The organism is Agromyces allii (assembly GCF_009749385.1).
GTDB classification, from domain to species: Bacteria; Actinomycetota; Actinomycetes; order Actinomycetales; family Microbacteriaceae; genus Agromyces; species Agromyces allii.
The window spans coordinates 164,499-190,402 of sequence record NZ_WBIN01000013.1 but is presented as its reverse complement, the minus strand read 5'-3'; the positions used below and the strand labels follow the sequence as shown (position 1 = coordinate 190,402).

Genomic DNA, 25,904 nt, shown 5'->3' with positions numbered 1-25,904 from the left:
AGCTGAAAGGAACGACACCATGAACATCACGTCACGCAAGCTCGCCGCGTCCTTCGTCGCGGTCGGCCTCGTCGCCGCCGGAGTGCTCGGCACGGCCACGGCCGCGTCGGCCGCACGCCAGCCCGACTTCTACCTCCTCGATGCCGGCGACGGCCACCTCCTCGCCGACGGCCAGGTGCTCGCATGGGAGGACCAGGTCATCTCCTCGCCCGGCCCGACCATTCCCGACCTCGACATCCCGTTCCCCGGAACTGCGGATGCCACGGGCGCGACCCTCTTCATCTCCCCGGTCGGCCAGGAGACCACCATGGCCAACTGGTCGGCGACCGGTGACTCGGCCCTCGTGGCAGGCACCCACGACATCCAGTCCCCGAACCTGACGCTGTCGGGCTTCACGAAGGGCAACTGGGCCGGCGTCAAGGCGGGCGGCACGTACAGCCTCGGCTTCGCGTGGACCAAGAACAACGGCCTCAACCTCGCTGACGCGGGCGTGCGCTACACGGAGATCGTCGTGCAGCCCGGCGGCGCCGGCAACTGGACGTTCGCGGACCAGCCGGGCGAGGTCACCCCGCCGGTGGACTGCACCGTCACCCCCCTCCCGGCCGAGTGCCCCGCTCCTCCGGTCGGCTCCGGTGACATCGCCCTCGAGGCGACGACCATCGCCGCCGCCGACGGTGCGCTCAGCCTGTCGGTGCCGGCCGGCGCCAAGGCCACCTTCGGCGCTCCGACGCTGGTCAACCACCTCTCGACGTCGACCGCGACGCTGCCCGAGTTCTCGGTCAGCGACGAGCGCATCGTCACGCGTCCGGGCTGGTCGCTGACCAGCACGGTCGCCGACTTCGCCAGCGGTTCGAACACGTTCGGCGCCGAGAACCTGAGCATCGTCCCGACGCTCAAGACCGACTCGAACGGCGCCGCCCTCGCGGGCGCCCACGCCGGCTCGAAGACCACGGGCGCGGGCTTCGCCTCGGCCGACGCGGGCAAGGGCATCGGCCTCACGACCTTCTCGGCCGATCTCAAGCTCGTCGCTCCCGTGTCGGCCCCGGCCGGCACGTACACCTCGAAGATGACGCTCACGCTCGTCTCGAAGTAACGGCGCAACAGCAGCGGCCGCGAGGTCGTGGACGGGGCGGTGCATCGAGCACCGCCCCGTTTCGCGTCTGCGCCCGCCCGCGGCATCCGAGGCTCCCGTCGTCGTACCCGGAGCCGTCCTGCGCGGCCGGCCCGCGGCATCCGTCGCCCCATGGTGCGCTCTCGTTCAGATCTGGTTCAGCGTTCGGCTTCCGCGCGTACAGCCGGTCTTGCCGAAATGTACTGTGCAGAAATCCACCCCGTCGCGCGTTCGATTCGCGGCCGCATCGGTCGTCGTCCTCGGCTTGCTCCTCACCCCGTTCGGGGTCTCCGCAGCCGTCGCAGCCGACGACACCGTCGGCATCTCCGGCAGCCCGGCGACCGCCGACGGCTCCGACGGCCGCTCGCGCTTCAGCTACGCCGCCGACCCCGGCCAGCACATCGACGACTTCTACGAGGTGCGCAACACGGGCACGGGCGAGCAGACGATGACCGTGCTCGCGACCGACGCCTACAACACCGACGACGGCGGCTACGGGCTGCTCGACACCGAGGCGACCCCGACCGACGCGGGCAGCTGGGTCACGGTCGACGGGCAGCGCCAGGTCACCCTCGTGCTCGCGGCCGGCGAGACGAGGGTGCTGCCGTTCAGCATCGACGTGCCGGCCGATGCCGCCCCGGGCGACCATGCAGCGGGCCTGCTCGTGTCGACGGTCTCGCCCGACGGCCAGGTGCTCGTCGACCGACGCGTCGGCACCCGCATGTACCTGCGCGTCAGCGGTGAGCTGCAGCCGCTGCTCGCGATCTCGAGCATGGCCCCGTCGTACGAGGGAGGGCTCAACCCGCTCGACGGCACCGCGACGGTGACCTACACGATCACGAACTCCGGCAACATCGCGCTGAGCGCCACCGCCGTCACCAGTGTGAAGACGGTCTTCGGCCTGCAGATCGGCGATCTCGTGCGCACCGACATCGACGAGATGCTGCCCGGCAGCACGCGCACCGTCACCGTCGAGGTCGGCGGCGTCGGACAGTTCGGCTACCTCAACCCCACCGTGCGCATGATCGGCAAGGCCGACGGCTTCGTCGAGGCCCCGATCAAGGAGGTCAGCCGCGACGCGGTGCTCATCGCCGTGCCGTGGAGCGTCCTCGTCGTACTGGTGCTCGGTCTCGGCATCTGGCTGTTCCTGAAGTGGCGACGCAAGCGCGATGCCACGAACGCGGCCGCGTGGGTGGCGTACACCGAGGCCGAGGCGCTCCGGAAGGCCGCCGAGTCCGCGCCCGAACGCGAGCCCGCCGGCGGAGCACGGTGACCACGGGGCGAACCGGGCGCGCGCCGGGATCCCGGCTCGCCGGGCTCGGCGCCCTCGTCGGAATCGGCCTCGCGCTGCTCGCGCCGTCGGCCGGCGCCATGGCCACGACGCAGTCGACGTCGATCACTGCCTCGACCGTGGCATCCGGATGTCCCGCGCCCACGACCGCGCCCGCACCGAGCACCGCCGCGATCGACCTCAGCGCGGTCGTGATCGCCTCCGGCGTCGCAGGACCGGTCTGCACGGGTGGCGGTACCCCGTCGGTCGGCGGCGGCGGCACGGTGAACCGTGCCGCGTCGAACGGCGCTGGCGCCGCGGCATCCGTCGCTCCCGCCGTCGTGAAGACCGCGGCCGCCTCCGACGAGTTCGACCTCGGCGGCGTGCTCTACGTCGGCGGGCTGAACAGCGGGTACACGCCCTCGCTCGACCCCCTCGCCGGTGAACTCCAGCTCTGGTTCACGGTGCGCAACGTCTCGAAGTCGACCATCGACGCATCGGCGGACTTCTGGATGTCGGGCCCCTTCGGCAACCGCCTCGGCGAGGCCGACGGCGTGAAGGTCGCGGCGCTGAAGCCCGGCGAGACCCGCACGGTGAGTGCGGAGGTCTCGGGCGTCGGGCAGTGGGGTCTCGTGTCGGCGCACGTGAAGCTCACGCCGCCGAAGACGGTCGACGACGCGACGCTCTCGCCCGTGACCCGTGACGCCTCAGTCTTCGCGCCGCCGTGGTTCGTCGGATTCGTGGCCGCCCTCGTGCTGGGCTTCGCGGCGGTTCGCACGATCCTGCAGCGCGCTCGGGTGCCGATGCTCGTGGGCGGCACCGCGTGACGCTGTTCGACCTCCAGGAGGACGAGGACACCGATGCCGACTGGGGCCGCGGGTCGGTCCCTCCAGGCCGACCGCCACGCGGGTCGAGGCCGCCGCGCGAGCCGAGACCTCCGAAGGTGCCGAAACCCCCGCGCCGCCCGCCTCGCCCTCCGGTCGTGTACGCACCGCTCACGCGGAACCAGGCGATCGCGCGAAGCCTCGCGGCCATGATCGCCGCGCTGCTGCTGATGTTCGGGCTCGACCTGCTCGTGTTCGGGCACGTTCAGCACCAGATCTCGCAGCAGCGGCTCTCCGACACCTTCCGTGCCGAACTCATCGAGGGCACTGCCCCGGTCAGCGAGGGCGACTTCGACGACGTGCTGCTCGCCGACGGGGTTCCGGTCGCGATCATCGACATCCCCGCGCTGCACGCGACCGAGGTCATCGTCGAGGGCACGTCGTCGGCCGATCTGACGGCCGGGCCGGGCCACCGCCGCGACACGGTGCTGCCCGGACAGGCGGGCGTGAGCGTGATCATGGGCCGGAACGCCGCGTTCGGCGGGCCGTTCAGCGGCATCCAACGACTCGCACCCGGCGATGAGATCACGGTGCGGACCGGTCAGGGCCTGCAGGAGTTCGAGGTGATCGGGCTGCGGTACGCCGGCGACCCGACCCCGCCGGCTCCGAAGCAGGGCGAGAGCCGGATGATCCTGCAGACCGCGCGGGGTGCGGCCTTCGCCCCGAGCGGCATCGCGTACGTCGACGCACGTCTGACCTCGAAGGTGCAGCCCGCCGGCACCCGGCAGACCACGACGCTCACCCTGCCCCGCGAGGACACGGCCCTCGCCACCGACCTGACCACGGTGTGGGCGCTCGTCTTCGCCCTCCAGTTCTTCGTCGTCGCCGAGTTCGCGGCCGTGTGGTCGTTCCGCCGCATCGGCGCGCAGAAGACCTGGGTGGTCTTCGTGCCCGTGCTGCTGCTCGGCGGGCTGTTCGTCGCCGACCAGGTGGCGCGCCTGCTGCCCAACCTGCTCTGAGCCGTACACGGCCGCCACCCTCCAACGCCTCCCACCGAAGGGCCGAGAACATGCCAGACACGACCACGATCATCGATGTGGTGCCGGAGAACCGGTCGGGCTCGAGCGGATTCCGGCTGCCGACGTTCGGCCACCGGCCACCGGCATCCGTCGCCGAGACCGACGCCGCCGGCGCCCCGGCCGCGCCCGCGCCGCTCGCGACCCTCGACGCGCGCAACATCTCGGCGTGGTTCGGCGACCACCAGGTGCTCGACCGGGTGTCGCTCACGATGCCGGCCGGTGTCGTCACCTCGCTGATCGGGCCGTCGGGATGCGGCAAGTCGACGTTCCTGCGCATCCTGAACCGCATGCACGAGCTGGTGCCCTCGGCGAGCCTCGCGGGGGAGGTGCTGCTCGACGGCGACGACATCTACGACGCGAGCCGCCGTCTCGTCGACGCGCGCAAGGACATCGGCATGGTGTTCCAGAAGCCCAATCCGTTCCCGGCGATGTCGATCTACGACAACGTGCTCGCGGGGCTGAAGCTCACGGGCGTGCGCGCCTCGCGCGACGAGAAGGACCACCTCGTCGAGACGAGCCTCACGAAGGCGGGGCTCTGGCGCGAGCTCAAGGACCGGTTGCGCGCACCGGGCGGCGGGCTCTCGGGCGGGCAGCAGCAGCGCCTCTGCATCGCCCGTTCGCTCGCCGTGCGCCCGCGTGTGCTGCTCATGGACGAGCCCTGCTCGGCGCTCGACCCCACCTCGACGCGCGTCATCGAGGAGACGATGCTCGAGCTCGTGAACGACGTCACCATCGTGATCGTGACGCACAACATGCAGCAGGCGCAGCGCGTGTCGCAGCAGTGCGCGTTCTTCCTCGCGTCGCACGGCACCCCCGGCGCGATCGTCGAGCACGGCGACACCGAGGCGATGTTCGCCGACCCGATCGATCCGCGCACGTTCGACTACGTCAACGGCCGGTTCGGGTAGCGGATGCCGCGTGCGGCCGCCGGCGTCACGCAGTCGTCGTGGCGGCCGTGCGCGTGTGCGGTCAGGCGAGCGGCGCGCCGAGGGCTGCGGCAGCCCGGTCGCGCACCTCGCCACCGGCCACCATCGCGCTGATCGCCTCGATCTCGGGGGAGAGGAAGCGGTCGGGCCCGGGCACGGCGCCGACGCCGGCGACGAGCTCGACGACCGCGCCCGTCGCGGCACCCGGCTCGAGCGGTGCGCGCAGGGCGAGTCCGCGCGAGGCCGTCATGACCTCGATCGCGAGCACGCGGCCGAGGCCGGCGATCGCGCGGCGCAGCTTGCGGGCGGCGGCCCAGCCCATCGAGACGTGGTCCTCCTGCATGGCCGACGACGGGATCGAGTCGACGGATGCCGGCACGGCGAGCCGCTTCAGCTCCGACACGATGCCCGCGGCCGTGTACTGCGCGATCATGAGCCCCGAGTCGACGCCGACCTCGTGCGCGAGGAACGGCGGCAGGCCCTGGTTGCGCGCCCGGTCGAGGAAGCGGTCGGTGCGCCGCTCGCTCATCGATGCGACATCCGCCACCGCGATCGCGAGGAAGTCGAGCACGTACGCGACCGGTGCGCCGTGGAAGTTGCCGTTCGACTCGACGCGACCGTCGGGCGTGAGCACGGGGTTGTCGACCGCGCTCGCGAGCTCGGCATCGGCGACGGATGCCGCGTGGGCGAGCGTGTCGCGGGCGGCGCCGTGCACCTGCGGGGCGCAGCGCAGCGAGTAGGCGTCCTGCACGCGCGTGCACTCGGGGCCCTTGTGGCTGGCGACGATGGGGGAGCCGGCGAGCAGCGCGCGGAGGTTCGCTGCCGAGACCGCCTGGCCGCGCTGCGGGCGGAGCGCCTGGAGGTCGGCGGCGAACACGGCGTCGGTGCCGAGCAGCCCCTCGACGCTCATGGCCGCGGCGACGTCGGCGGTGGCGAGCAGCATCCGCAGGTCGTCGATCGCGAGGGCCAGCATGCCGAGCATGCCGTCGGTGCCGTTGATGAGGGCGAGGCCCTCCTTCTCGCCGAGGCGCAGGGGGGTGATCCCGGCGGCGGCGAGGGCGGCGCCGGATTCGGCGAGCTCGCCGTCGACGCGCACCTCTCCCTCGCCCATCGCGACGAGCGCGCAGTGCGAGAGCGGCGCGAGGTCGCCCGAGCAGCCGAGCGAGCCGTACTCGCGCACGACCGGGGTGATGCCCGCGTTGAGGATCGCCGCGTACGTCTCGGCGGTCTCGCGGCGCACGCCCGTGCGACCGGTCATGAGCGTCGACAGGCGCAGCAGCATGAGCGCGCGCACGACCTCGGTCTCGACCTCGGCGCCCGACCCGGCGGCGTGCGAGCGCACGAGGCTCGCCTGCAGCTGGGCGCGGCGGTCCTCGGCGATGAACGTCGTGGCGAGCGCGCCGAAGCCCGTCGAGATGCCGTAGTGCGGCTCGGGGTCGGCGGCGAGTGCCTCGATGATCGCGCGGCTCGCGGCGACGCCGTCGAGTGCGGCGGGGTCGAGCACCACGGATGCCCCGTGCCTGGCGACCGCGACGACGTCGGCGATGCCGAGCGGGCCGACGCCGACGACGATCTCGGTGGCGTGGCCGGATGTCGCGGGCGACGTGGTGGCGTTGGCGGGCGCAGTGGTGCTCATGCCTCCATTCCAGCCTGCGTCCGCGCGCGCGGGAACGCCCTGGAGTACGCTGACGTCCGGGATTCCAGACAGAGTCCGTTCCAGGCTGGAGGTCGCATGGAGACGCCGTCGAAGGTGCCCGCCGCCGACCAGACGCTCGCGATCCTCAGCCACCTCGCGGCGCAGCGCGGTCCCGTGCCCGCGGCGACGATCGCGCAGGCGCTCGGGCTGCCGCGATCCACGGTGTACCACCTGCTCTCCGTGATGGCCGAGCGGGGCTTCGTCGTGCACCTGCCCGAGGAGCGCCGCTACGGCCTCGGCATCGCCGCGTTCGAGCTGTCGAGCGGGTTCAGCCGCCAGCAGCCCCTCGCCCGTCTCGGGCGACCGCTCGTCGCGGCGCTCGTCGACCGCCTCGGCGAGAGCGGCCACCTCGCCGTGCTCCACGGCCGCGACGTGCTCTACCTCGTCGAGGAGCGCGCCCCCCGGCGACCGTCGCTCGTGACCGACGTCGGCGTGCGCCTGCCGGCGCACCTCACGGCCACCGGCCGGGCCATGCTCGCCGAGCTGCCGCCCGCCCAGCTGCGCGCGCTCTACCCCGACCGTGCGGCGTTCACCACGCGGCATCCGTCGACCGAGGCAGATGCCGCTGAGTGGACCTACGGGCGCCTGAAGCGCGTGCTCGCCGAGGTGCGCCAGCGCGGCTGGGCCGCCGAGGACGGCGAGGTGACCCCGGGGCTCGCGTCGGTCGGCGCACCCGTCGTCGACCACCTCGGCTGGCCGGCCGCGGCGATCGCCGTCACCTACTCCACCGAGTCCACCGACGAGACGGCGGATGCCGCGACGACCGGAGTGCTCGACGCCGCCGCGGAACTCTCCCGCCGCATCCGCGGCTCGCGCTGAACCGCGGCGATCGGTCACGTGAGGCGGCCCTGCCGGGCCTCACCCGCGCTGTCGCGGTTGACGCCCCCCTTGCGCGAATCGTCACCGGGCGGGGCAAACGGGAATCGCCGCGGCCGGCGATGCGAGGACCGCGCTGCTCGGGACCTTGTCTACTCAAGACCGGTCAGCAGTCAGCACGTAATGATGCTGCCAGGAGCACTACCTTCGGCGTATGGAACCGTGGAACGGATTGACGATCGACACCGGGGACCTCCGCGAAGTGTTCGATCGACTGATCACTCACCTGGAGCAGACGAGAGGTGCGACCGTCACGCTGCAGGAGGACTACTTCTATTCGATGCCGTATCCGGAGATCTACGACGTGATGAAGCCGCCGCCGTCGCCAACCATCGGTCAGCTCACTGAATCGTGGGCCAACCTCCACGGCAAAGCCCTCGACTCCACCGTCACGTTCGAACTGGTGTGGCTGGGCGACCTTCTCAAGGCGCTCGGGCACCTGGCGTAGAGGGCCTTGAAGCCGCCCAGATCCGACCGATTGGATTGCCGATGACCTTTCGAGGTTCATACCCCGAGATCTCAGCTGAGACGAAGTCATACGTGTGCACCCACGTTTTTGACCGGAGCCGCCCGGTTCTCTACGTGACCCGCCCAGATGGGGACTGGTGCGCACTCTGTGGCGACGGTCATCCAGACGAGGCGAGCTCGTACCGAGTCGTCGGTATCGGCCACGTGATCAGCCACGACCCTACGGTTGCGCAGGTCCTAGATCTTGAACCAAACCAGGAAGCGGAACGCTCGGCGGCTGGGGAACCGTGGACTCGGTCAGAGTTCTGATGCCCCCTGACTGCCGAGCCGCCGCAACCGTCTACGCCAGATTCTTCGTGGGCTGGACAAAGCTCACGACGTCACGTTCGCGTCTGAAGCTGCGATGCAGCTACCGCGTGGACAACGCGTCGTGGAGCATGTGATCCCGTTCAAGCGGATCGTGATCGAGATTGTCGATCCAAGCCAGGCGGACCCCAGATCGAACACCCACAATGCTCCGATCGCTGGTGGCCCGGCTACTTCTCCGGAACACCTCATCTCGATCTTCGACCGGCTCCTCCAGAAATGTTGGGTCACGAAGGACGAGCACGACCGTCTGAACCGTGCCGGCAGCAGTCTCCAGTGGGACGCGCCCGATGGCGACGGATGGTCGCGCTACCGACACGCCGGGGTCGTCGCGCATCGCCTCACGGAGGTCGACGATCTCCCTCGTTAGCCCGGCGAGGGATCCGTCTGCGGGACGTTCTAGATGGTTTCCACACCACGGCGATGCCATGCTGCATGGATGAAGTGCGCGCGGAGCCGCTCCCGGTCGATCTCATTCTCTGACGGACGGCAGGGATGATGAGGATTGAGTACTCCAACATCGACTTCAGCGATCTCCACGGCGACCTACTTGCTGATTACCTCATCGCCATCGAGGCGGATCTCAAGCTCCTCGACGACGATGGGAGTTTGATCTATGTGGAGCCTTACTTTCCGATCGTCGAGCTCGCGCGTTCGTTGACGACCTGGCTCATCGGAGGCAACGGGAACGACTTCCGGTTCGACTCCCTGTCCTTTGAAGAACAAGGCACTGTCACGATCCTCAGCGAGGGCCCGGGTTGGTACGTCTTCTCTTCATTCGCCCCAGACACGCGGAGTTCTCCTCACGACTGGGTACAGGTCCAGACGTGCGTGACGGACTACATCCGGAGGGTTCGGATCGACCTGACTCATCAAGGGCTAGATCCTGATCAAGTCATCGGTCCTGACCTACGAGTTGACTGATCACAGCGATGCGTCGGCCTCGCCGTGGAATCGAATAGTGGCCCGCAGGTGGATCGGCTTACGGTCTGCGTGTCTTGGTCGCTGGGGCTACCCAGATCGCAGAGGTGGCCGCGGGCGATAGATTCTCCGCATGGCGAAGACCCTGACTGGCCGCGTCGCCCTCACCGCGCTGCTGGTCCTTCCGTTGCTCACTGGCTGTACCGCGGTGGATGCATCGCACCTGCCCGACCCTGACACGACCCCGGACGCGGCGGCCTCTGCTCCAATCGAAGGGGACGCAGACGGGGACGGCGAGCTCTCCGAGTTCGAGAAGCAGGTACTCGCGAGGCACGCCCCTCGTGACATCGCCCTTCACGATGGCTCTGTCGTCGTGGTGACGCCCGGACAGCCCCTCCCGCAGCCGGTCATCGACCAGATCGTCGCCGATGCGGCGCCAGGCGCGGCGCAGGCACAGACCGATGATGAGTTCGCGCCCATGGCGGGCCGGAGAAGCATCCGCGAGGTGGCGACCTCATACGCGGACCAAATCGGTCGCACCGTCGTCATCGTCTACCGGGACTTCGGCGTTTGGGGCACGATCTCCTCCGTCGACGAATCCGGCGGGACCGAGCTCGCAGGCACCAGTGACCGAGACGCGATGGTCGCGGCGGCTACCGACTGGGCAGAATCCCACGATGAGGCCTACGTCGTCGTTGTCGAGTAACCATCCGCGTCCCTGAAACGGGCGGGATCAGCCGCGCATGACGTGCTCGGACAGCGGACTTGTGCAGGCGTGCGGTTCCCCGCTTGGTCGCCTCTCGGTGAGCTAGCTGGAGACCGCGGGCGTGGGTGCGTCGATCGCCAGCTTGATCCCGATGGCGCCGAGGAGCGTGCCGGTGACCCATTTCTGCCAACGCATCCAGGCGGGCTTGCTCTGAAGGAACACCGCGACCGAGCCCGCGGCGAGGATGATCGCCGCGTTCACCGTCACCCCGACCAGGATCTGTATCGCACCGAGTTGGAACCCCTGAGCGACGACGTTCCCGGCTGCCGGATCGATGAACTGCGGGATCAGTGCCAGGTAGAGGATCGCGACCTTGGGATTGAGCAGGTTCGTGATCAGCCCCATACGGAACAGCTTGCCGGCGGAGTCGCGGGGGAGTGCACTCGTCTCGAACGGCGAGTTACCTTCGCGAGATCGGATGAGCATCCTCATCGATGCGAAGTCCTTCAGAGTCTGCCACCACCGGACCCGAGCCAGCGCGATGCGTCCGGCCCCCACCGCGAGGACTGCGCGATCATGTCCTCATGACGAGTGACGTGCGCAACGTGAACCGGGCTCTGGACGCGATCGCGGAGCCGTGGCAGCCGCACCGGCTGGCGAGTATCAACGACTACGACGTCAAGGTCGTCAAGCTGCTCGGGGAGTTCGTCTGGCACACGCACCCCGACACCGACGAGCTGTTCATGGTGCGTACCGGCAACCTCGTCATCCAGTTGCGCGATCGGGACGTCCACCTCGGTCCCGACGACGTGTTCGTCGTCCCTGCGGGAGTCGAGCACTGCCCCCGCGCCGACGAGGAGGTCACGGCCCTCCTCTTCGAACCGCAGGGGACCGTCAACACCGGGGACGCCGGTGGCGAGCGCACGCAGCCCCTTCGCGAGCTCTAGTACCTGCCGAGCGACCCCTCGCAGGAGTTGAGTCTCCTTGAAACGCCGTGGCGATTCAGACTCGCTGTGCGGCTCGCGCTTTTCGTTGCGGGGCCCTGCGCCAGCGTCGCGCCAGGCGGGAATGTCCCGCGGTGAGGTATAGTTAGAGCTATACAAGATCCAGAGGAGGTCGCCATGTCAGCGCATATCCGCGACACCCGTAAGCGGCTCGGCATGACGATCTACGACCTCGCCGACAAGCTCGGTGTGACAGCCGGCGCGATCTCCCAGATGGAACGGTCCGAACGGGACGAGACGATCCAGCTGTCGACCCTGAAGCGGGCCTTGAAGGCGATGGGTGCTGACCTTTCGACCGAGGCGCAGGACGCCCCGATGTCCGCGAAACACCTCCTCACTGCCCGAACCGCGGCCGCGTCCATGTCGAAGGAGCTCGCCGAGAACGACGAGGACACCGCGCTCCGTATCGCCATCCAGTCGCTCGACCACTTCCGTCACGCCCGCACGCGCGCGGAGATCCTGGACTTCCTCCGAGAGCCGCCGACGACCGGCGATCCCCGGTGGGACACACTGCTCGCGACCGCGATCGCATGGGACGCGAAACGGCGGAAGATCCGGCCGCCAGCATGGACGCGAAAGCCTGCACTCTCGGAGGAGTGGCTGCCGGCAACACCAGGACGCCCCACTGAGCGGTACCTCGACATGATCCGTCAGGCGGCGGAGCCGGAGTTCCGTGAGAAGGGCATCTTGATGCGCGAGCGGGACCTTCTCGTTGCCTGACGACGAGCCGAGGCTGTTCACCGCGGATGAACTTCTCGAGCTCCTCACCGAGCTCGGGGAACGTCTCGCTGACCGCGACGAGAAGGTAGACGCCTACGTCGTCGGCGGCGCCGCGATCGCGGTACTCCTCGACTCACGCAAAAGCACCGAGGATGTCGACGCGCTCTTCTCGAACCTGCACCTGGCGATCGAGGTCGGGCAAGAGATCGCGCGCGAGCGGGGGATCTCATCGCACTGGCTGAACTCGTCCATCCAGTCATACATCCCGACGTGGGCGAAGACGGAAGACACCGAAGCGAAGACGCTGACGTTCGGCGGACTGACCGTGCGGCTCGCGTCGCCCCGGTGGCTGCTAGCCATGAAGATGGCGGCCGGTAGAAGGAAGGACGCCGAAGACATCGTCGCCCTCATCCGATTCTTGGACATCCACTCCGCCGAGGAGATGGCCGACTGGACGATCGAAGTGCACGGTGAAGGGTCGGTGATCCTGCAGGACTCGCGTGAGTCGCTGGTCTGGCAGGCCGAAGAGATGCTCCGCAGGGCGTGGCGCGGAGGCGCCTGACCGAGACTGATCAGCGGCCGGTCAGCGGGCGAGCTGGTAGATCGGCCTCCTTGGCGTACTTCATACCCTTGGCGCCGAGAACATGGTGATGACGGTGACGGTCGCCCCTCGAGTCGTTTCGCGAACTCCGGAATCAGGGATGCCTCAGTCGCCCGCGACATCCGGAACTGCGAAGCGCGCCTTCAGGAGCGTGCCGATCTCGTGGTGGCGGATGAGGAACGCGCGCTCGTCGAGCTTCTTGCGACGAAGCCACGACGTGACCTCGTCATTGGACTTGCTCGCGTTGCAGGCGCCGCAGGCGGGCACGACGTTGCCGAGCGTGTAGCGGCCGCCACGGGAGATCGGCTGCACGCAGTCCTTCTGGAGGGCCCGGTCGCTCGCGCCGCAGTACGCGCAGCCGCGCCACTCGGCCGTCATCGCCTCCCACTGCTCGGCGCTGAGGTCGTGGGTGTTCTGCGCCATGCGACGCTTTCGCCGACGCGCGTACACCGCCGCGCGGCTCCGACTGACGGCCATGCCGACAGGCTAATCCGGAGCGCGCCGGATCACGGGAAGGCGTCGGGGCCTGCCGCGGCATCCGTCATGCGTCGGCCGGACGTGCCGCCCGCGCGTGCTCAGGCGGTGTTCATCGACGGCCGATAGCGTGGTCGAGCCGACGGGCACCCCTCACCGACCGCCGACCATCGGAGCCGCATGACTCCCCTGCAGACCCTCCCACTCGCGACCGCGACCCTCGACGCCGCCGACCACGGCTTCACGGGCCTCACCGGATTCGCCGCCGACGTGCTGAACGCCATGGGCGATGCGGGCGTGGGCGTGCTCGTGTTCCTCGAGGTGCTGATCCCGCCGATCCCGAGCGAGGTGATCCTGCCGTTCGCGGGCTACCTCAGCCAGTCGGGCGACCTGCACCTGGGCTGGCTCATCGCGTGGTCGACGCTCGCGTCGGTGCTCGGCGCCCTGCTGCTCTACGCGCTCGGCGCCGTGATCGGCCTCCAGCGGGCCATCGACTGGATCGCGTGGACCAGGCTCGTCAGCCGCACCGACCTCGAGCGCGGCGCCGAGTGGTTCCACCGGCACGGGCGCTGGTCGGTGCTGTTCGGGCGCATGATCCCGGGTGTGCGCAGCCTGATCTCGCTTCCAGCAGGCGCCGATCGGATGCCGCTGCTCACGTTCGTGCTCTTCACCACGCTCGGTTCGGCTGCATGGAACTCCCTGCTCATCGGGGTCGGCGCAGCCCTCGGCACGCAGCACCAGGCGATCGACCACTGGCTGCAGTACCTCGACTACCTCGTCTACGGGGCGATCGCGATCGGCCTCGCGGTGCTCGTGGTGCGGCGCATCCGCGAACAGCGCGGGCTGCGGCGTGCGGCGGGCGACGGCAGCGAGCCCGCGGAGTCGTGAGCGGATGCCGCGGGCGGCCGCCTGCGGCATCCGACCGCCTGTTACCCAAGCGTGACGCGCTCGCGTGGCGAAGTCGGGGCGGCGGCAGGTAGGTTCATCGAACCGCCCCTGCGGCCCGACCCGGAGGCCACTCCCGATGCCCGAAATTCCAACCGCGCCAGACGCGCCCGCCGACGCGCTCGACGCACCCGCCGAGGTGCTGCCCGACGCGACCGCTGACGCGCTGCTCGACGCGCCAGCTGACGCATCCGCCGAGGCGCACCGCCGCACCTCGTGGTGGGTGCCCGTGCTCGCCGTCTCGATCGCGGTGCTCGGCGCGACCGGCACGTACCTCGGGGCGGGGTACGTCGCGCACACCGTGCGCAACGACCACATCGCCAAGTCGCTCGAGATCGAGCAGCGGGCCGACGACGCCGTCGGCGATCTGAAGGCCGCGATCACGCGTGCCGATTCCGCGGGCCAGAACGGCGCCGCAATCACGGCGATCGCGGTCGACGGCCTCGGCACCGCCGACCTCGCCGGCGTGCTCGAGGCGGCATCCGCCAGTGCGACCGAGTTGGCCGCGACCGAGGTGCCGGCGCTGCCCGAGCCGATCGCGTACGACGAGAGCGCCGTGCGCCCGGCGTGGGTCAGTGTCGTCGAGATCCTCGAGACTCGCGAGCGGGCGCAGGTGCTCGTCGACGAACTCGACGACCTGACGATGGCGACGTTCGACACCGAAGCGGCCGCGGCCGCAGCGGATACCGCCCGCGTCGCCTTCTACGCGTCGGCTGCCGAGAGCGCTGCCGCCCTGCTCGACGCGAACCAGGTCGCGACCTACGAGACCCGCATCGCCGTGCAGCACGGCATCGACCAGTCCGGCGACGGATGGCTCGAGGCCCGTGACAGCTCCGGCGCCTACCGGGCGCTCGCGACGGCCGTCGACGCGATGCGGGCGTCGGCGGGTGCCGAGCAGGCGCGTCGCGCCGAGGCCGACTATGCCGCACGAGGCCCGATCGAGGACTTCGCCAGGTCGATCGCGCACGGCGTGAACCTCGACTTCGTCTGGGCGAACGTCGTGGCCGGAAAGTCGAGCGACGACAACTGGTACGCCGGCACCGCGCTGTACCGCTACGGCGACGGCGGCTGGGCGACCATCGAGCTCAGCCACAGCATCGGCTGGTACTTCACCGACGACATCAACGCGAAGGCCGTCGTCGTGCACGAGGTCGGCCACGCGCAGGTCGTCCGGCCCGAGTGCGAGCCGCTCTACTCGGGTCCGGTGTTCAACGGCGACGACGAGATGTGGGCGACGGCGTGGGCCATCGCCTCGGGGTACGACGTCGACGGATCGGGCATCCAGGCCTATGGCCGCCCGAGCGACGCGCAGATCGCCGAGGCCGGCAAGTGCATCTAGGGGGGCACCCCGCCGTCGTGATGCGCCCGAGCGCGGGCGCCCGCCCGCGGCATCCGCTCAAGTGGTGCGCGGGGCGAGCCAGCGGCGCAGCGAGCGCGTCACGAACGGCAGCACCCAGTACGTCATGATCGGCGTGAGCACGAGGGTGGTCGCGAGCACGCGCAGCCAGATGGGCAACCCGTTCCACCCGGGCACCGGCGATACCAGGTACGTGAAGACGAGGTTCACCGGGAAGAACCCGAGCCAGATCGTGACGGCCTGCTTCCAGCGCGGCGGTGCCGGCGGCAGATCGTCTGCTTCGGATGTCGCGTGCGGGTCGACGACCGGAATCGACCCGGTCGGCGGCTCGTCGAACCATCCCTCGATGCCGGTGCGTCGACGTGAGCGCTCGGACCGTACGAGGCCCTCGCCCGTGGCGAGCCACTCGGCGCGTTCGGCGGAGTGCTCCCATGCGTCGAGCGTCGCCTCGCTCGAGAAGCGATAGAGCATGTGCCAGACGTGCACGTCTTCGCCGGCGCGAACCCAGCCGGAGCCGAGGAACCCCGGATACCGGTTCGCGCGGTTGATGCCGGCCTGCACCCAGGCGGTCACCTCGGGGATGCGTTCGGGGTCGACCTCTCGGCGGATCGAGACGGTGACGGGTTGGTTCGCGGTCATGGGTCGTGGCCTCTCGTTGCCCGCGGGGGTGGTGCGGGGATCGGAGCGAAGAAACGCCGCGAGGGCCCTCGGTGTTCCGTGGGCCCCCTCGGCCTGCACCAGTGTAGGCATCCCGCGTTACCCGAGTGTTTCAGGTCGATAGGCTGCGCGGGTGAGCGACTTTCAGGTTCTGGACATCGGCGGACTCGACGCGTGGCGATCTCACTTCGGCGGATTCCGCCCCGACAGCTCCCGCGACGGCCGCCGCGTCGTCGACCACGAGCTGACCATGCAGTACCTCGGCATGACGGCGAACGCGCTGCAGCCGGGGGAGCAGGCGGGCTATTGGCACCGGCACGCGAAGGTCGAGGAGCTCTACGTGTTCCTCGAGGGCCAGGGTCAGATGGGGCTCGACGACGAGGTGATCGACGTCGGCCCCGGCTCGGTCGTGCGCGTCGGGCAGGGCGTCTGGCGCACCTGGCGGGCGACGCCGGGCGGCACGGGCGAGCTGCGCTGGCTGTGCATCCGCGCCGGCGGAACCGAGCTGCCGCACTTCCCCGACGACTCCGAGCGCGGGGGCGACCGGCCGATGCCCTGGTAGCGACGGAGGACCGTCGCCACGGTGGCGCGGCTGCTGCGGGCTCAGCCCTTCTTCGCCGCGGACACGTCGACGCAGACGACGCCCGTGTTGCCGTCGTGATCGGCGATCACCGTGAGCCCGGGGGCGTCGCTGTCGTCGACGACGGTGCCGCCCGCGGCGACCGCGGCGGCGATCCGCTGCTCGGCCGACTCGGGTGCCACGTACACCTCGACGTGGAACCGCTGACGCGGAGTCGCGACGGCATCGGCATCGGCGTCGGTCTCGGCATCGCCGTCGCCGAACCAGAGATTCGGCACCCGACCCGTCGCATCGCGGACCTCGTCGCTGGGTGATCCGCGGCCCTGGGACTCGGCGCTCCCCGTGAGGAGGGCCGCCCAGACCGGGGCGACGGTCGCGGAGCGGGCGGTGTCGAGGCCGAGCTCCACCTCGCTGACCGAGGCCGGGTCGGCGGTGACCGCATGGTCGGCGGCGATCTCGGAGATGCGTCGCGCGAGGTCGACGTCCTGCTGGGTGACCCACTCGACGATGTACTCGGTTCCCTCGTCGTCGCGGTAGATCGCGTCGTCGCTGACCAGCTCGAGGTCGACGTGCCCGTCGCCGATCGACACGTGCGGATGGTGGCCGACCGCGTCGCCCGCCTCGCCCACGGCGACGACGAATCGTGCGGCGTCGCTGAAGCCGTCGACGAGGTACCTGGCATGCAGCCCCTGGGCGAGCTTGCGCCAGTCGGTCAGCTCGGCTGCGGCGATCGCGTCGCCCCTCAACATGTCCATGAACCCGGAGTGTAACCTCGGCCGGCCACGGCGGCATCAGGGGAATCCAGCTCGAGCCGCGGCATCCGCCCACCGCACCGAGCACGGCGCCGACCGGTGAGGCGCGGCGGCGACGCGTCGGAACGGGTTACTCGGAGGGCGACGGGTCGGGGATCTCCTCCGGACGGTACCGGGGCAGGCGCGAGGCGGGGATCGCCGCGATGGCGCTGAGCCCGGCCAGGATCAGGAACCCGAGCTTGAGCGTGTGCAGGCGCTCCTCCTCGTTGAGGGTCACGGCCGCGTCGACCTGTGCCGGCGTCGCGGTGGTCTGCTCGAGCACCGCGCGGAGGTCGTCGTTGCTGACGAAGTTCACCTCGTCGAGGTCGACCTGCGCGATGAGCTCGTCGGGCAGTTCCGGATGCTCGGCGGCGGCGCCGGCCACGTTCAGCGTGAGCATCGTGACGAGCAGGGCGCCCATGACCGCGGTGCCGACGGCCGAGGCGAGGTTCTGCGTCGTGCCGCGGATCGACCCGACGTCGCCCGCGAGTTCCTTCGGTGCCGCCGTGACGAGCACGTTGAAAACGAGGGTCACGAGTGCGCCTTGGCCGATGCCGAACAGCACGAGGCCGAGGATCGTCGGCAGGGTCTCCCAGTTGTTCGTCACGACGAACGAGAGCCAGATGAGCGCGACGGTCGTGAGGCCGAACGAGAACAGCGCGATGGTGCGCGGGCTGTGGCGACGGTAGAACCGCACGATGAGCGTCGCGGTGATGAACACCGTCAGGTTGAAGGGCATCATCGCGAGCGAGGTGTCGAACGGGGTGCGGCCCTGCACGACCTGGATGTAGGTCGGCACGGTGAAGTTCACCGCGGCCTCCATCGAGACGATGATGAACATCGCGTAGACGGCGGAACGTTCGCGGGAGTGCCCGAGCACGCTCAGGTTCACGAGGGGCTCCTGGCCCCGGCGCATGCGTCGCCTCGTCCAGAGGAAGAAGGCCTGCCCGAGGATCAGCCCGACCACCACGAAGATCGGCGCGGGCGAGAGGCCGAGTACGTCGAACGGGGCGTCGGGGTCGGCGAGCAGGATGCCCCAGGCGTTGAGGTTGTTGAACCCGAGGGTCAGCAGCACGATCGCCGCGCCGATCAGCAGCGACGCGACGAGGTCGATGCGCACCGACCGGTCGCCGCGGTCGGACCGCAGCCCGAAGCTCAGCGCGAAGACCGCGATCGCGAGGGCGAGCGTGATGAAGAAGATCGGACGCCAGCCGACGAACGTGCCGAGCGTGCCGCCGATGAGAAACGCGCTGATGCCCGAGAACGCGCGCGCCGAGCCGAGCGAGCCGACGGCCGTGGCCTGCTGGGTGCCCCGGTAGTTCTCGGCGATGAGCGCGACGAGGGCGGGCACGATGATGGCGGCGGCGGCGCCCGCGAGCACCTGCCCGGCGATCGCCCAGCCGATCGTCGGCGAGAGGATCATGATGAGCGACGATGCCGCGAACACCACGAGCACGCAGCGGAAGATCAGCACCCACCCGATGCGCTGGCCGAGCTTCGCACCCGTCATGACGAGAGCGGCGACCGCGAGGCCGTAGACGACGATCGTGGTGCTGGCGACCGTCGGCGGCACGCCGAAGTCCTCGACCATGCCGCCGAGCGAGATCGGCAGGGCGGCGACGTTGAACGACATCAGCACCTGGGCGAGGAAGAGGCCCACCATGGGTGCCCAGGATCGGCGTTCCTCCGATGACGCGGGCGTCGGCGACGCGGGCGGCGACGACGGTGAGGCGGTGGTGTCGGTCATGAGGCTCCTCCGGAATTCGAGTGCGCGAGCGAGGCGAAGAGGTTGAGCCCGAGGGCCCGCGAGAGGAACGCGCATGCGCGTTGGCCGCGCACGCTGTTGCCGGCCGGGTCGAGCCGCGGCGCGTACGCGCCGATCGCGCCCTTGCCGGGGACGATGGCGACGATGCCCCCGGTGACGCCCGACTTGGCGGGCAGGCCGATCTCGTAGAGCCACTCGCCCGACCGCTCGTACATGCCGCACGAGGCGAGCACGGCGAGCGTGTCGCGGCTGACCTCGGCCGACACGACCTGGTCGCCCGTGATCGGATTCACGCCGCCGTCGGCGAGCGTCGCGCCCATGACGGCGAGGTCCTCGGCCGTGACGGCGAGCGAGCACTGCCGTGTGTAGAGGTCGACCACGTCGGCCGGGTCGTCGTCGAGCCGCCCGTAGCTCTGCAGCAGCCGCGCGATGGCCTGGTTGCGGTGGTTCGTCTCCGACTCCGAGCGGAGCACCTCGTGGTCGAGCGCGAGCTCGCGCCCGGCGAACCGCGACAGTCCGGAGCGGATGCGCTCCCAGCGTTCCTCGAGCGAGCCGCCCGCCACCAGGCCGGTCGTCGCGATGGCGCCCGCGTTCACCATGGGATTCATCGGGCTGCCGTCGTTCAGTTCGAGCGCGATGACCGAGTTGAAGGGCAGGCCCGTGTTGTTGACGCCGACGCGCTCGTGCACGAGCTCATGGCCGATCTCGTCGCAGACCAGCGCGAAGACGAACGCCTTCGAGATCGACTGGATCGAGAATGCCGTCTGGGCGTCACCGGCGTGGTGCGCTCCGCCGTCGGTCTCGACGAGCGAGAGGCCGAACAGCGACGGGTCCGCCTCGGCGAGCACCGGGATGTAGTCGGCGACGGTTCCCTCGTCGAGCCCCGCGTAGCGTCGATGCGCTTCGTGCAGCAGCTCGTCGACCTGCGACCAGCCGGGCAGTGCGCCGGTGGACGCCCGTTGCTCGACCTCCGAGACATCCGATTCGAACACGCGACCCCCTCGATCCGGGCCGAACGCGCCCGGATGCCAGCATCGCGCACGACCTCGGCGTTGCACCGCAACGCGCCGGGGGAGATCAGGTCTGGATGACCGCGACCGGGTCGGTCGTCGGCTGCGGCGAACCGCCGGCCGGTTCGACGGTGATGCCCACCGCGACACCCGGGGCGAAGTCGCCCTCGAGGATGCGCCACGCCTCGTCGCTGCCGGCGACGTCGAACGTGCCCGCCGAGATCGCGCCGGCCTCGTCGATGTACCAGAGCTCGTAGGTGTGCGCGTCGCCGAGCTCGGTGAGGCCCGAGGCGAGGACCGCGCTCCGCCCCTGCTCGGCCGAGGACACCAGGGTCACCTCGCCACCGCCGGCCACCGGGGCGACGGTCTGCTGCGCATCGGATGCCGCGGCCAGCGCCGCCATCTCGCGCTGCGCGCCCCAGCCGTTCGGGCCGAACCAGTTCGCGCCGATGAAGGCGCCCGCGATCAGCAGCACGACGGCCGCGGCCGAAGACCAGGCGATCGCGAGGCGTCGGCGCGCGCGGCGCGCGGCGAGGTCGGCGACGGGCGCCGGAGCACGGTCGGCCTCAGGTGCGGGCGCGGCTCCGCCTGCGGGCGTCGCCTCGACGGCGGGGGCCACGGATGCCGCGGGCTCGACGGGTGCCGAGGGAACGGGGGCGACGGACTCGGGCCCGACCTGCGTCGGGTCGACCGGTGCGGCGGTGGCCGCGGCATCCGCCCGCCGTTCTTGAGGTGCCGAGTCGAGCCGATCGAACAGGCCCGCCTTGAGCGAGGCCGGAGGTGCGACGGGCTCGACTGCCTCGCCGAGGCCCGACGCGATCTCGCGGAACGCGGCGACCTCGGCCTGCAGCTCGGGGGAGACGGCGAGGGCGCGCTCGAACCGGGCGCGGTCGAACTCGTCGAGCGCGTCGAGTGCGTACGCCGGTGCCAGGTCGCGCAGGTCGTCGCCCGCGTCATCCGCTCGGCTCATGTCGTCACCCCCAATACGTCTCGCAATCGGATCATGCCATCTCGGAGCCGGGTCTTCACCGTGCCCAGCGGCACCTCGAGTCTCGCCGCGATCTCGGACTGCGTGCAGCCCCCGTAGTAGGCGAGCGAGATGCACTCGCGCTGCGCGGGGCTGAGCCTGGTCAGCGCCTCGGCGACCTTCTCGTGCTCGATCGCGATCTCGGCCGCCTCGGCGACCTCGTCGACCGGCACGTCGAGATCGCGGATGCCGGCCTTCAGGTCGCGTTCGCGCGAGGACTGCGACGCGCGAACGCGATCGACGGCCCGGCGGTGGGCGAGCGTGAGCAGCCACGGGATCGCGGAGCCGCGTTCGGGGTCGAACCGCGCGGCCGTCTGCCATGCCTCGAGGAACACGTCCTGCGTCACCTCCTCGGCCTGCGCCGCATCGACGAGCAGGCGACGGACCAGGCCGAAGACCCGCGCCGATGTCGCGTCGTAGAGGAGGCCGAACGCCTCACGGTCGCCCGACGCGGTTGCGACGAGCAGCTCTTCGAGCGCGCGAGGGTGCTCCTCGAACTGTTCTGCAACGGCGACCACGATACCCAGCATGTCAGAGCCGGGTCGGTCGGACCGCCGCTTGCGCGGCGGCGCGGTTCGTGAGAGGAGGGCATGGCTCATCCGTCGGGCTCGGAGATCTCGGGATGCCGGTCGGTGCCCAGACCGGCACGTCGTCGGGGAGCGGTGGTCATCCGGGGCACCTCGTTTCGCGTGTCATCGGGTATTCGGAGCCGACGCCCGATCCGATTGGTTGCATGCCCGAGAGCATGCGCGGCCGCGCGCTCGTCGACGCAACGGCGTTCTCCCAGCGAGGTGGGGTCGGATGGAAGTTCCGACCCCCACGAGAGAGGCCCCCGCGTGAGCGCGACCCCGCCCGTTCCCCCGAAGGTCAAGCAGGCTGCACGCCTCAAGCAGGAGCGAGCGGAGGAACGCGCCAGGAAGCTCGAGGAGCACCGGAAGCGCGAGGCCCGCGCGAAGCGCAACCGCCGCATCGGGATCTGGTCGGCGGCCGTCGGCGGTGCGGCGATCGTCGCCCTCGTCGTCACGGCCATCGTGCTGACCCCGCAACCGCGAACCTACGCGGCCGGCGGCACGGGCGTCGAGATCGAGGGCGTCGAGACGTTCGAGAACGAGTCCTCGCACGTCCAGGGCGCCGTCGACTACGAGCAGACGCCGCCGGCCGGCGGACCCCACAACCCGATGTGGCTGAACTGCGGCGTCTACACCGAGCAGGTGCCGAACGAGAACGCGGTGCACTCGCTCGAGCACGGCGCGCTCTGGATCACCTACGACCCGTCGCTGTCCGAGGCCGATGTCACCGCGTTGCGCGCGAAGCTGCCGTCGACCTACGTGATCCTCTCGCCGTTCAGCGAGCTGCCCGCTCCGATCGTGCTCAGCGGATGGAACACGCAGCTGTCCGTCGACGACGTGGACGATCCGCGCATCGAGACGTTCATCGAGGAGTACTGGCAGAGCGGCGACGTTCCCGAGCCCGGCGCGCCATGCACGGGCGCCGTGGACGGCCCCGGCAAGGTCGCATGACCGCTCGGAACGGCTCCGTCGGGCGGATGTCGGTGCTCATCGCCGCATCCGTCGCCCTCGTGGTCGTCGCGGTCGTCGCCTTCTCGATCGGCCGGCTCAGCACCCTCGCCGACCCGACGCCGACCGATACCAGCGCCGAGGCCGGGTTCTCGCGGGACATGCAGGTGCACCACCTCCAGGGCGCCGAGCTCGCGATGATCGTCCGCGACGAGACCGACGACCCCGACATCCGGCTGCTGGCGTACGACATCGCGCAGACGCAGTCGCAGCAGGCGGGCCAGCTGTACGGGTGGCTGCGGTCGTGGGGACTCCCGCAGGCGGCATCCGAACCGTCGATGACGTGGATGACCCGGCCTCCGTCGGACGCTGCAGACCACGAGGCGCACGACAGCGGGACGCACGAGCCCGGGCAGCCGATGCCGGGCCTCGCGACCCCGCAGCAGATCGCCGAACTGCAGGCCGCGACCGGCGTGGATGCCGAACGGATCTTCCTCGAGCTGATGATCGCGCACCACCGGGGCGCGATCGAGATGGCCGACGCGGTGCTGGAGCGCTCGACGAACACGCTCGTCACGCCCTTCGCCACGTCGGTCGTGACGAGTCAGAACGCGGAGATCGCCCTCATGGAGGAGCTGCTCGCCGCGCGGGCCTGAAGCCCGCTCGCCCTTCTCGGCCCCCGTACGAGGGACGTGAATCCGCCGCAAGGGGGATCTTTCCAAGCGGGGGTGTTCGTAGTGTGGATCGGGTTCGCTCCAAACGAACCGATCGGAGATCCGCATGATGGACGATGCTCGACCCACGGGGGCCGCGCCCGCCCTCGAGATCCGAGGGCTGGTCAAGCAGTTCGGCGACAAGGTCGCCGTCGCGGGCCTCGACCTCGACGTGCCGAGCGGGTCGTTCTTCGGCCTGGTCGGGCCGAACGGCGCCGGCAAGACGACGACGCTCTCGATGGCCACCGGCCTGCTGCGACCGGATGCCGGCGAGATCCGCCTCCACGGCGTCGACGTCTGGCACGACCTGATCGAGACGAAGAAGCTCGTCGGAATCCTCAGCGACGGTGTTCGGCTCTTCGACCGTCTCTCCGGCATCCAACTCGTGACCTATGCCGGGCTGCTCGGCGGCCTACCGCGCGAGGTGGTCGCCGAGCGCGCCGCCGACCTGCTGCAGCTGCTCGACCTCGAGAGCGCCGGAGGCACGCTCGTCGTCGACTACTCGGCCGGCATGACGAAGAAGATCGCGCTCGCATGCGCGCTGGTGCACGCGCCGCGCCTGCTCGTGCTCGACGAGCCGTTCGAATCGGTCGACCCCGTGTCGGCGGCGAACATCCGCGACATCCTCGACGGGTTCGTCGGCTCCGGCGGCACCGTCATCGTCTCGAGTCACGCGATGGACCTCGTGCAGCGCATGTGCGACCACGTCGCCGTCATCGCCGAGGGCCGGGTGCTCGCGTCGGGCACGACCGACGAGGTGCGCGCCGGGTCGACGCTCGAAGACCGGTTCGTCGAACTCGTGGGCGGACGCCGAGCGGGAGGAGGCCCCGAATGGTTGCGACTCTCGTAAGGCTCCGCTTCCTGCTGCTCTGGAACGCGCTGCAGCGCAGCCCATGGCAGATGGTCGCGGTCGTGATCGGCGGGCTCTACGGTCTCGGCATCCTGATCGGCGTCGTCGCCGGGCTCGTCGGGCTCGGGTTCGCGCCGATCGACGTGGCTCGAACAGCGGTCGTGCTCGCCGGTGCCGCGCTCGTGCTCGGCTGGACGTTCCTTCCCGTGCTGACCTCGGGCATCGACCAGACCGTCGAACCCGCACGACTCGTGGCGTTCCCGATCCCGATTCCCAAGCTGCTCGTCGGGCTCGCCGTGAGCGGCGTGCTCGGGGTCCCCGGCATCGTGACCTCGGTCGCCGCGCTCGCCACGACGCTCACCTGGTGGCGGTATCCGCTCGCCGCGCTCGCCGCCGTCGTGTGCGCCGTGATCGGCGTGCTCACCTGCGTCATCGGATCGCGGATGCTCGTCGCGCTCGTCTCGGTCATCGGCGAGGGCCGGCGGTTCCGCGAGGCGAAGGGCCTCGTGGTCTTCATTCCGCTGATCCTGCTCGGGCCGATCATCCTCGGCCTCCAGCGGCTGTTGAGCGATGATTTCGACTCGCTCCCGCAGATCGCCTCGATCGTCGCGTGGACGCCGTTCGGCGCGATCTGGGCGGTCCCCGCCGACGTCGCCGCCGGGCAGTTCGGGCGCGCCGGCCTGGAGTTCCTGATCGGCGTCGCGACGCTGGTCGTGTTCGCGCTCGCCTGGCGATGGGGCCTCGCCAAGGCGTTGGAGACGCCGGCACGGTCGATGCCGGCCAAGGCCGCGAAGCGCGGGCTCGGCTTCTTCGGCGTCTTCCCCGGGACCCCGGCAGGCGCTGTCGCGGCCAGGGCGCTCACGTACTGGATCCGCGACCCCCGGTATGCGCAGTCGCTGATCACGTTGCCGCTCGTGCCCGTGTTCGTGCTGGTCTACGCCGGCTCGAACGGCGACCTCACGCCGCTGAACTCCGTCGGACCGATCATCGCCTTCCTGCTCGCCCTGTCGATCTACGCGGACGTCTCGTACGACAACACCGCGTTCGCGCTGCACCTGCAGCGAGGCGTGAGCGGTCGCGACGACCGGATCGGCCGCGTGCTCGCGCTCGCGGTCTTCGCCGTGCCGCTATCGCTGCTGACGGTGCTCGCAACCGTGTGGCTGACCGGGGCGTGGACGGCGCTGCCCGGCCTGCTCGGCATCACCGTCGGCGTGCTCCTCAGCGGATTCGGGCTGTCCTCGCTCGTCTCGGGGCGGTTCGTCTTCGCCGTGCCAGCACCCGGCGAGAGCCCGTTCAAGTCGAAGCCCGGTGGGGGCTTCAGCCTGACGCTGTCGTTGTTCGCGACGTGGGGCATCCTCGCCGTGCTCGTGCTGCCCGAACTCGTGTTCGCGATCGTCAGCTTCGTGAGCGGCCAGATCGTCTACGGCTGGATCTCGCTCGCCCTCGGCATCCTGCTCGGTGCGGTGCTGCTCGTGATCGGCATCCGAGTCGGTGGCGACATCTACGACCGGCGAGGCCCCGAGCTGCTCGCGGCGCTGCAACGGCTGAAGTAGCGCCCGAGACCGCGTTCCGACGGATCCGGCGGTTGAACGACGGATGTCGGATGCCGCCGTTCGTTGTGCACTCCGATCGTGTCTGCAACGCTGGGAT

Annotated in this window: 29 protein-coding genes; 20 read left to right on the top strand and 9 right to left on the bottom strand. The window is 70.2% G+C overall.

From position 1 onward, the window contains the following. Positions 1-19: 19 nt before the first annotated feature. The 5 genes from GQR16_RS16960 to GQR16_RS16940 all read left to right on the top strand — a co-directional run bounded on the left by GQR16_RS16960 (position 20) and on the right by GQR16_RS16940 (position 5,192). On the top strand, positions 20-1,093 hold the full coding sequence (locus GQR16_RS16960) for a hypothetical protein (protein ID WP_157416334.1): 1,074 nt from the start codon (positions 20-22) through the stop codon (positions 1,091-1,093). Between the two features lie 223 nt (positions 1,094-1,316). Beyond that, positions 1,317-2,384, top strand: a complete 1,068-nt coding sequence (locus GQR16_RS16955; protein WP_157416333.1) for a hypothetical protein — start codon at positions 1,317-1,319, stop codon at positions 2,382-2,384. Next, positions 2,381-3,208, top strand: coding sequence for a hypothetical protein (locus tag GQR16_RS16950; RefSeq protein ID WP_157416332.1), 828 nt, complete (start codon positions 2,381-2,383; stop codon positions 3,206-3,208). Before GQR16_RS16955 ends, GQR16_RS16950 begins: the two co-directional genes overlap by 4 nt. A gap of 206 nt (positions 3,209-3,414) precedes the next feature. Then, positions 3,415-4,224 (top strand): sortase, encoded by an 810-nt coding sequence (locus GQR16_RS16945; protein ID WP_157416331.1) that lies wholly within the window; start codon positions 3,415-3,417, stop codon positions 4,222-4,224. A gap of 50 nt (positions 4,225-4,274) precedes the next feature. Beyond that, positions 4,275-5,192: a phosphate ABC transporter ATP-binding protein gene (locus tag GQR16_RS16940; RefSeq protein WP_157416330.1), complete on the top strand. Its 918-nt coding sequence runs from the start codon at positions 4,275-4,277 to the stop codon at positions 5,190-5,192. Positions 5,193-5,253: 61 nt separating this feature from the next. Here the strand turns inward: GQR16_RS16940 and hutH are convergent, their stop codons facing one another. Beyond that, a complete protein-coding gene (hutH, locus tag GQR16_RS16935; RefSeq protein WP_157416329.1) occupies positions 5,254-6,846 on the bottom strand; it encodes a histidine ammonia-lyase in 1,593 nt (530 codons plus the stop codon). A gap of 96 nt (positions 6,847-6,942) precedes the next feature. Between hutH and GQR16_RS16930 the strand changes: the two genes are divergently transcribed. The 5 genes from GQR16_RS16930 (at position 6,943) to GQR16_RS16910 (ending at position 10,243) form a co-directional block, all read left to right on the top strand. Further along, entirely contained in the window at positions 6,943-7,725 is a 783-nt protein-coding gene (locus GQR16_RS16930) for an IclR family transcriptional regulator (RefSeq protein ID WP_157416328.1), read from the top strand. A 211-nt stretch (positions 7,726-7,936) separates the two neighbouring features. After that, the gene (locus GQR16_RS16925) at positions 7,937-8,230 is read left to right on the top strand and encodes a hypothetical protein (protein ID WP_246200904.1); all 294 of its coding nucleotides are present in this window, start codon (positions 7,937-7,939) and stop codon (positions 8,228-8,230) included. A 450-nt stretch (positions 8,231-8,680) separates the two neighbouring features. Further along, the gene (locus tag GQR16_RS16920; RefSeq protein ID WP_157416327.1) at positions 8,681-8,986 is read left to right on the top strand and encodes a hypothetical protein; all 306 of its coding nucleotides are present in this window, start codon (positions 8,681-8,683) and stop codon (positions 8,984-8,986) included. A 125-nt stretch (positions 8,987-9,111) separates the two neighbouring features. Continuing rightward, entirely contained in the window at positions 9,112-9,540 is a 429-nt protein-coding gene (locus tag GQR16_RS16915) for a DUF7878 domain-containing protein (RefSeq protein WP_157416326.1), read from the top strand. A 130-nt stretch (positions 9,541-9,670) separates the two neighbouring features. Further along, positions 9,671-10,243 (top strand): hypothetical protein, encoded by a 573-nt coding sequence (locus GQR16_RS16910; protein ID WP_157416325.1) that lies wholly within the window; start codon positions 9,671-9,673, stop codon positions 10,241-10,243. A gap of 102 nt (positions 10,244-10,345) precedes the next feature. Here the strand turns inward: GQR16_RS16910 and GQR16_RS16905 are convergent, their stop codons facing one another. After that, complete coding sequence (locus tag GQR16_RS16905) at positions 10,346-10,735, bottom strand: LysE family translocator (RefSeq protein ID WP_157416324.1); 390 nt, start codon at positions 10,733-10,735, stop codon at positions 10,346-10,348. A 92-nt stretch (positions 10,736-10,827) separates the two neighbouring features. Here GQR16_RS16905 and GQR16_RS16900 point away from each other — a divergent pair, with 92 nt between their 5' ends. The 3 genes from GQR16_RS16900 (at position 10,828) to GQR16_RS16890 (ending at position 12,529) form a co-directional block, all read left to right on the top strand. Further along, a complete protein-coding gene (locus GQR16_RS16900) occupies positions 10,828-11,190 on the top strand; it encodes a cupin domain-containing protein (RefSeq protein ID WP_157416323.1) in 363 nt (120 codons plus the stop codon). Between the two features lie 174 nt (positions 11,191-11,364). Continuing rightward, positions 11,365-11,967, top strand: a complete 603-nt coding sequence (locus GQR16_RS16895) for a helix-turn-helix domain-containing protein (RefSeq protein ID WP_157416322.1) — start codon at positions 11,365-11,367, stop codon at positions 11,965-11,967. Beyond that, a complete protein-coding gene (locus tag GQR16_RS16890; RefSeq protein WP_157416321.1) occupies positions 11,960-12,529 on the top strand; it encodes a DUF6036 family nucleotidyltransferase in 570 nt (189 codons plus the stop codon). The genes GQR16_RS16895 and GQR16_RS16890 overlap by 8 nt, the downstream gene beginning before the upstream one ends. Positions 12,530-12,673: 144 nt before the next feature. On the opposite strand, the gene GQR16_RS16885 is transcribed toward GQR16_RS16890, so the two are convergent. Next, a complete protein-coding gene (locus GQR16_RS16885) occupies positions 12,674-13,045 on the bottom strand; it encodes an HNH endonuclease (RefSeq protein WP_157416320.1) in 372 nt (123 codons plus the stop codon). Between the two features lie 177 nt (positions 13,046-13,222). On the opposite strand from GQR16_RS16885, the gene GQR16_RS16880 reads away from it, so the two are divergent. Both GQR16_RS16880 and GQR16_RS16875 read left to right on the top strand, forming a co-directional pair. Continuing rightward, a complete protein-coding gene (locus GQR16_RS16880; protein WP_157416319.1) occupies positions 13,223-13,930 on the top strand; it encodes a DedA family protein in 708 nt (235 codons plus the stop codon). A 136-nt stretch (positions 13,931-14,066) separates the two neighbouring features. Beyond that, positions 14,067-15,326 (top strand): hypothetical protein, encoded by a 1,260-nt coding sequence (locus tag GQR16_RS16875; RefSeq protein ID WP_157416318.1) that lies wholly within the window; start codon positions 14,067-14,069, stop codon positions 15,324-15,326. A 57-nt stretch (positions 15,327-15,383) separates the two neighbouring features. On the opposite strand, the gene GQR16_RS16870 is transcribed toward GQR16_RS16875, so the two are convergent. Next, entirely contained in the window at positions 15,384-15,983 is a 600-nt protein-coding gene (locus tag GQR16_RS16870) for an antibiotic biosynthesis monooxygenase (protein ID WP_157416317.1), read from the bottom strand. Between the two features lie 151 nt (positions 15,984-16,134). Between GQR16_RS16870 and GQR16_RS16865 the strand changes: the two genes are divergently transcribed. Continuing rightward, positions 16,135-16,563 (top strand): cupin domain-containing protein, encoded by a 429-nt coding sequence (locus tag GQR16_RS16865; RefSeq protein WP_157416316.1) that lies wholly within the window; start codon positions 16,135-16,137, stop codon positions 16,561-16,563. A gap of 41 nt (positions 16,564-16,604) precedes the next feature. Here the strand turns inward: GQR16_RS16865 and GQR16_RS16860 are convergent, their stop codons facing one another. From GQR16_RS16860 to sigK, 5 genes are all read right to left on the bottom strand, one after another. Beyond that, positions 16,605-17,336: a 4a-hydroxytetrahydrobiopterin dehydratase gene (locus GQR16_RS16860; RefSeq protein ID WP_157416315.1), complete on the bottom strand. Its 732-nt coding sequence runs from the start codon at positions 17,334-17,336 to the stop codon at positions 16,605-16,607. Between the two features lie 127 nt (positions 17,337-17,463). After that, a complete protein-coding gene (locus GQR16_RS16855; protein ID WP_246200903.1) occupies positions 17,464-19,119 on the bottom strand; it encodes an MFS transporter in 1,656 nt (551 codons plus the stop codon). Further along, positions 19,116-20,129, bottom strand: a complete 1,014-nt coding sequence (gene glsA, locus GQR16_RS16850; protein ID WP_157416314.1) for a glutaminase A — start codon at positions 20,127-20,129, stop codon at positions 19,116-19,118. Before glsA ends, GQR16_RS16855 begins: the two co-directional genes overlap by 4 nt. Positions 20,130-20,214: 85 nt before the next feature. Beyond that, a complete protein-coding gene (locus GQR16_RS20095) occupies positions 20,215-21,117 on the bottom strand; it encodes an anti-sigma factor (RefSeq protein ID WP_157416313.1) in 903 nt (300 codons plus the stop codon). Further along, a complete protein-coding gene (sigK, locus tag GQR16_RS16840) occupies positions 21,114-21,704 on the bottom strand; it encodes an ECF RNA polymerase sigma factor SigK (protein WP_157416312.1) in 591 nt (196 codons plus the stop codon). Before sigK ends, GQR16_RS20095 begins: the two co-directional genes overlap by 4 nt. A 306-nt stretch (positions 21,705-22,010) precedes the next feature. Between sigK and GQR16_RS16835 the strand changes: the two genes are divergently transcribed. From GQR16_RS16835 to GQR16_RS16820, 4 genes are all read left to right on the top strand, one after another. Further along, positions 22,011-22,694, top strand: a complete 684-nt coding sequence (locus GQR16_RS16835; protein WP_246200902.1) for a thioredoxin-like domain-containing protein — start codon at positions 22,011-22,013, stop codon at positions 22,692-22,694. Beyond that, positions 22,691-23,347, top strand: a complete 657-nt coding sequence (locus GQR16_RS16830) for a DUF305 domain-containing protein (protein ID WP_246200901.1) — start codon at positions 22,691-22,693, stop codon at positions 23,345-23,347. The genes GQR16_RS16835 and GQR16_RS16830 overlap by 4 nt, the downstream gene beginning before the upstream one ends. 124 nt (positions 23,348-23,471) lie before the next feature. Next, on the top strand, positions 23,472-24,254 hold the full coding sequence (locus GQR16_RS16825; RefSeq protein WP_246200900.1) for an ABC transporter ATP-binding protein: 783 nt from the start codon (positions 23,472-23,474) through the stop codon (positions 24,252-24,254). Further along, positions 24,236-25,807 (top strand): transporter, encoded by a 1,572-nt coding sequence (locus GQR16_RS16820; protein ID WP_157416310.1) that lies wholly within the window; start codon positions 24,236-24,238, stop codon positions 25,805-25,807. Before GQR16_RS16825 ends, GQR16_RS16820 begins: the two co-directional genes overlap by 19 nt. Positions 25,808-25,904: the final 97 nt, after the last annotated feature.

What these genes read in the sequence shown, in the direction of transcription:
- GQR16_RS16960 (WP_157416334.1), top strand. Translation starts at nt 20, where the DNA reads ATGAACATCACGTCACGCAAGCTCGCCGCGTCCTTCGTCGCGGTCGGC.
- GQR16_RS16945 (WP_157416331.1), top strand. Translation starts at nt 3,415, where the DNA reads ATGATCGCCGCGCTGCTGCTGATGTTCGGGCTCGACCTGCTCGTGTTC.
- GQR16_RS16940 (WP_157416330.1), top strand. Translation starts at nt 4,275, where the DNA reads ATGCCAGACACGACCACGATCATCGATGTGGTGCCGGAGAACCGGTCG.
- hutH (WP_157416329.1), bottom strand. Translation starts at nt 6,846, where the DNA reads ATGAGCACCACTGCGCCCGCCAACGCCACCACGTCGCCCGCGACATCC.
- GQR16_RS16930 (WP_157416328.1), top strand. Translation starts at nt 6,943, where the DNA reads ATGGAGACGCCGTCGAAGGTGCCCGCCGCCGACCAGACGCTCGCGATC.
- GQR16_RS16925 (WP_246200904.1), top strand. Translation starts at nt 7,937, where the DNA reads ATGGAACCGTGGAACGGATTGACGATCGACACCGGGGACCTCCGCGAA.
- GQR16_RS16915 (WP_157416326.1), top strand. Translation starts at nt 9,112, where the DNA reads ATGATGAGGATTGAGTACTCCAACATCGACTTCAGCGATCTCCACGGC.
- GQR16_RS16910 (WP_157416325.1), top strand. Translation starts at nt 9,671, where the DNA reads ATGGCGAAGACCCTGACTGGCCGCGTCGCCCTCACCGCGCTGCTGGTC.
- GQR16_RS16905 (WP_157416324.1), bottom strand. Translation starts at nt 10,735, where the DNA reads ATGAGGATGCTCATCCGATCTCGCGAAGGTAACTCGCCGTTCGAGACG.
- GQR16_RS16900 (WP_157416323.1), top strand. Translation starts at nt 10,828, where the DNA reads ATGACGAGTGACGTGCGCAACGTGAACCGGGCTCTGGACGCGATCGCG.
- GQR16_RS16895 (WP_157416322.1), top strand. Translation starts at nt 11,365, where the DNA reads ATGTCAGCGCATATCCGCGACACCCGTAAGCGGCTCGGCATGACGATC.
- GQR16_RS16885 (WP_157416320.1), bottom strand. Translation starts at nt 13,045, where the DNA reads ATGGCCGTCAGTCGGAGCCGCGCGGCGGTGTACGCGCGTCGGCGAAAG.
- GQR16_RS16880 (WP_157416319.1), top strand. Translation starts at nt 13,223, where the DNA reads ATGACTCCCCTGCAGACCCTCCCACTCGCGACCGCGACCCTCGACGCC.
- GQR16_RS16875 (WP_157416318.1), top strand. Translation starts at nt 14,067, where the DNA reads ATGCCCGAAATTCCAACCGCGCCAGACGCGCCCGCCGACGCGCTCGAC.
- GQR16_RS16870 (WP_157416317.1), bottom strand. Translation starts at nt 15,983, where the DNA reads ATGACCGCGAACCAACCCGTCACCGTCTCGATCCGCCGAGAGGTCGAC.
- GQR16_RS16860 (WP_157416315.1), bottom strand. Translation starts at nt 17,336, where the DNA reads ATGGACATGTTGAGGGGCGACGCGATCGCCGCAGCCGAGCTGACCGAC.
- GQR16_RS16855 (WP_246200903.1), bottom strand. Translation starts at nt 19,119, where the DNA reads ATGACCGACACCACCGCCTCACCGTCGTCGCCGCCCGCGTCGCCGACG.
- GQR16_RS20095 (WP_157416313.1), bottom strand. Translation starts at nt 21,117, where the DNA reads ATGAGCCGAGCGGATGACGCGGGCGACGACCTGCGCGACCTGGCACCG.
- sigK (WP_157416312.1), bottom strand. Translation starts at nt 21,704, where the DNA reads ATGCTGGGTATCGTGGTCGCCGTTGCAGAACAGTTCGAGGAGCACCCT.
- GQR16_RS16830 (WP_246200901.1), top strand. Translation starts at nt 22,691, where the DNA reads ATGACCGCTCGGAACGGCTCCGTCGGGCGGATGTCGGTGCTCATCGCC.
- GQR16_RS16825 (WP_246200900.1), top strand. Translation starts at nt 23,472, where the DNA reads ATGATGGACGATGCTCGACCCACGGGGGCCGCGCCCGCCCTCGAGATC.
- GQR16_RS16820 (WP_157416310.1), top strand. Translation starts at nt 24,236, where the DNA reads ATGGTTGCGACTCTCGTAAGGCTCCGCTTCCTGCTGCTCTGGAACGCG.